Here is a 3,032-nt window from a genome sequence, read left to right on the forward strand (position 1 = left end):
AGATTCCCCCTGGCCAGAACAGCCGGCACCGAGCAGCAGCAAGGTCAAGATCCCAACCAGGGCGATCACCATTCCCCAAGGGCTGTGCCAAGCCCACCCAGACCGTGGCTCATCCTTTGGGCCCGACCTCGCCTGCATTGAATACCCACACTGAATTAAAAGGAGCCTAGCCCGGTTGCAACCGGTAAACAGCACGCTCAAACCTGGGGGATTTGGATCCCGGCCAAGGACAGTGTACACAAAGCTGGCTGAGGGAGAGTGCGCAATAGCGCTGTCAACTGTGGAGTTGTGGGGCTGGATGGGCTGCAGCCTACAGCATTAGCTCCGCCTGCCAATCGACCACTTTTTGGAAGCGAAAAGCGCCTGCCAGGGCTCCCCAAACCTGTCGGTGGGTGATGGGATCCATCCCTCGGTCATGGCTGCAAAACTCGCTCTCGCTCAGGTGCAAGGTGGTCTGCAAATAGGTGGCTTGGCCGTTGCGCACCACGCAACACCGGCACCCCGGCTCCGTCGCGCCGATGAAGAGGGATCCCTGCCTCTTCACATGCACATCACACCCCTCTAGATAGGCTAGGTCGGCAGCCTGCAGTTGACTCAGTTGGTCTGCCCTTTCCCGAGCACAGCCCCGCCACCGCTGCGGCTCCAGAGGGCGGTAGTTGCGAATCACGATCCCAGCGCTTGCCTGAGTCAATTCCACCACCGCCTGCCGATAGGGATCCTCCAAATGGCCGCTGTAGGCTTGCTCCACATAAAAGCCGATCCCGCCCAAAACGTGGGCCGGCAAGGGGCGATAGGCCACCCGGATCTGGGCGAAAAACGGTGGATTTTCCCAGGCTTGCTCTTGGTTGCTGAAGTCTCCTGCCAGCCAACGCGCCATCTGCAGCAGCTCTGGGGAAGGAGTGCGATCCAACCCAATAGGCATAAGCGGGCATCCAGAACTTCTGTAAAAGGTGTGTACCGAAAATCTTAGGGAATCAAGTGTTAAATTATGTATCCTTTATGAGAATGTTCGCTCCGATACTGAAAATGGATCCCTTGCAAGCTGCAAAGCCGCGATCGGGGCTGACATCTTTGTTCATGTTGTAAAGCTAGGCAAAGAAACATTCTCTTTTGTAAAAAACTACTCCCGCGAAGGACAGGGAGAACAGCCTGGGATCCGAGATGGGAAGCAGGTTGGAAACCGATCTAAGACCTTTTGCGCGAGGTAAAGCCGATTTACATTTTTTGATTTCATCGCTTCTTGCCTTCGCGGTAGAAAAAGACTGGAAACAAGGCGAGCCAGCTTCTTCTCGTCTGCCCAGTTGAGGTTGCCAGCAGCGGCTGAGGCTCCTTAGCCCAAGTCCGATCCCTTGGATGAAGGCCTGGATCTGGGAGCGAGCTTCGCTTGCTCATCTTGGTTCTATCGGCTTCGATCCCGTCGGCGGTTCTGTGAGTTAAACAGCACCTCTCGGCACTGGGGATCCAAGCGGTGTTGCATTCCTGGCCGGCAGGTGCTCTCTTGTCCGCTGCAGGGAATGTGGATTCATAACCTCTTTTACTTTCGCTAGGGAGATTCAAAACCATGAACGATGTATTTGGCAAAGTGGTTGCCCAAGCTGACTCCAAAGGCGCTTTTTTGGGAGAGAACGAGTTTGCCGCTCTCCAGCAGGTAATTGCTGAGGGGAACAAGCGTTTGGATGCTGTGAACCGCCTCACCAGCAATGCCTCCAAGATCGTGACCGATGCCATCCGTCAGTTGTTTGCAGAGGAGCCCAATTTGAACGCTCCCGGTGGGCCTGCCTACCCCAGCCGCAATGTGGCTGCCTGTATGCGGGACATGGACATTATTCTCCGCTACATCACCTACGCAGTGGCAGCCGGAGATGCCAGTGTGCTGAACGAGCGCTGCCTGAACGGCCTGCGGGAAACCTATCAAGCCTTGGGCACCCCCGGTAGCTCGGTGGCCAACGGTATCCAAAAGATGAAAAAGGCTGCAGTGGCTGTGGTAAACGACCCCAACGGCATCACCCGGGGTGACTGCAGCGCTCTGATTGCCGAAATCGAATCCTACTTCGATCGCGCTGCTGCCGCTGTGGTTTGATCCCTTGTGGACTGAAGTTTCTGTTGTGTCCGGATCCAGTTGTGAAGACCTCTCTGGGATCTAAGACAACTCGGGTTGGCAGGGGATCCCTGGAAAAGTAACCTGTTTTGCAGCGATTTTGCAGTTGAGACTTTGAATCTTTTGCTTTGTTTTTTGCATTGAGCTTGAGTTAAGTAAAGGAGCGTTTTGAATCATGCAAACCCCAATTGTTGACGCCATCGCCACTGCCGACAGCCAAGGGCGCTACCTGAGCAACAGCGAATTGCAGGCCATCAATGGCCGTTTTCAGCGGGCTGCCGCCAGCATGGAAGCCGCCCGAGTTCTGAGCAGCCGTGCCGACGAGCTGGTGCGCGGTGCCACCGAAGCGGTTTACGCCAAGTTCCCCTACACCACCCAACCCGGTGGGCAGTGCCACACCCAAGCCGGCAAGGACAAGTGCGCCCGCGACGTGCGCCACTACCTGCGCTACATCACCTACTGCTTGGTAGCCGGTGGCACCGGTCCTCTGGACGAGTATCAGTTGGCCGGGATCCGCGAAATCAACGCCGCTTTTGAACTCTCCCCCAGTTGGTTCATCGAAGCCCTGCGCTACATCAAAGCCAACCACGGCCTGACCGGGCAAGCGGCCACCGAGGCCAACACCTACATCGACTACGCCATCAACGCGCTCAGCTAAACCCTTGGCTTGGGATCCCTCTAAAAGGGCGACGCCGGCTAGCCAGTTGGCTCATCCCATAAACCAGGGGGGATGGCGAGGGAAGGTTGTTGAGGGCAACGGTGGTGAGCCTGCTACGTTGCGGAGAGATACGTTTGACCACGTGGGTTTGCGGATCAGTCTCCTCAATAGGAAGGCGCCACTGTTGCTCTTCTGCAGCTTGGGGCTGCCGATTTTTGATTTCTAATTTTAGTTTTCGATTTCTACAGTCGTTTCAGGCTAGGGTGAGACGCCTGG

Annotated in this window: 3 protein-coding genes; 2 read left to right on the forward strand and 1 reads right to left on the reverse strand. The window is 56.2% G+C overall.

Annotated elements, in window-relative coordinates; all coding sequences use genetic code 11:
- Nucleotides 1-310: 310 nt before the first annotated feature.
- Nucleotides 311-922, reverse strand: coding sequence for a chromophore lyase CpcT/CpeT (locus NW815_RS04310; protein ID WP_414390455.1), 612 nt, complete (start codon nucleotides 920-922; stop codon nucleotides 311-313).
- 639 nt (nucleotides 923-1,561) lie between these two features.
- Here NW815_RS04310 and NW815_RS04315 point away from each other — a divergent pair.
- On the forward strand, nucleotides 1,562-2,080 hold the full coding sequence (locus NW815_RS04315; RefSeq protein ID WP_011434282.1) for a phycocyanin subunit beta: 519 nt from the start codon (nucleotides 1,562-1,564) through the stop codon (nucleotides 2,078-2,080).
- 193 nt (nucleotides 2,081-2,273) lie between these two features.
- Complete coding sequence (locus NW815_RS04320; protein WP_011434281.1) at nucleotides 2,274-2,756, forward strand: phycocyanin subunit alpha; 483 nt, start codon at nucleotides 2,274-2,276, stop codon at nucleotides 2,754-2,756.
- Nucleotides 2,757-3,032: the final 276 nt, after the last annotated feature.

The sequence above is a fragment of the Synechococcus sp. R6-7 genome, from assembly GCF_047461695.1.
GTDB lineage: Bacteria > Cyanobacteriota > Cyanobacteriia > Thermostichales > Thermostichaceae > Thermostichus.

Coding starts and splice junctions, on each gene's coding strand:
- NW815_RS04310 (WP_414390455.1), bottom strand. CDS start 922: ATGCCTATTGGGTTGGATCGCACTCCTTCCCCAGAGCTGCTGCAGATG.
- NW815_RS04315 (WP_011434282.1), top strand. CDS start 1,562: ATGAACGATGTATTTGGCAAAGTGGTTGCCCAAGCTGACTCCAAAGGC.
- NW815_RS04320 (WP_011434281.1), top strand. CDS start 2,274: ATGCAAACCCCAATTGTTGACGCCATCGCCACTGCCGACAGCCAAGGG.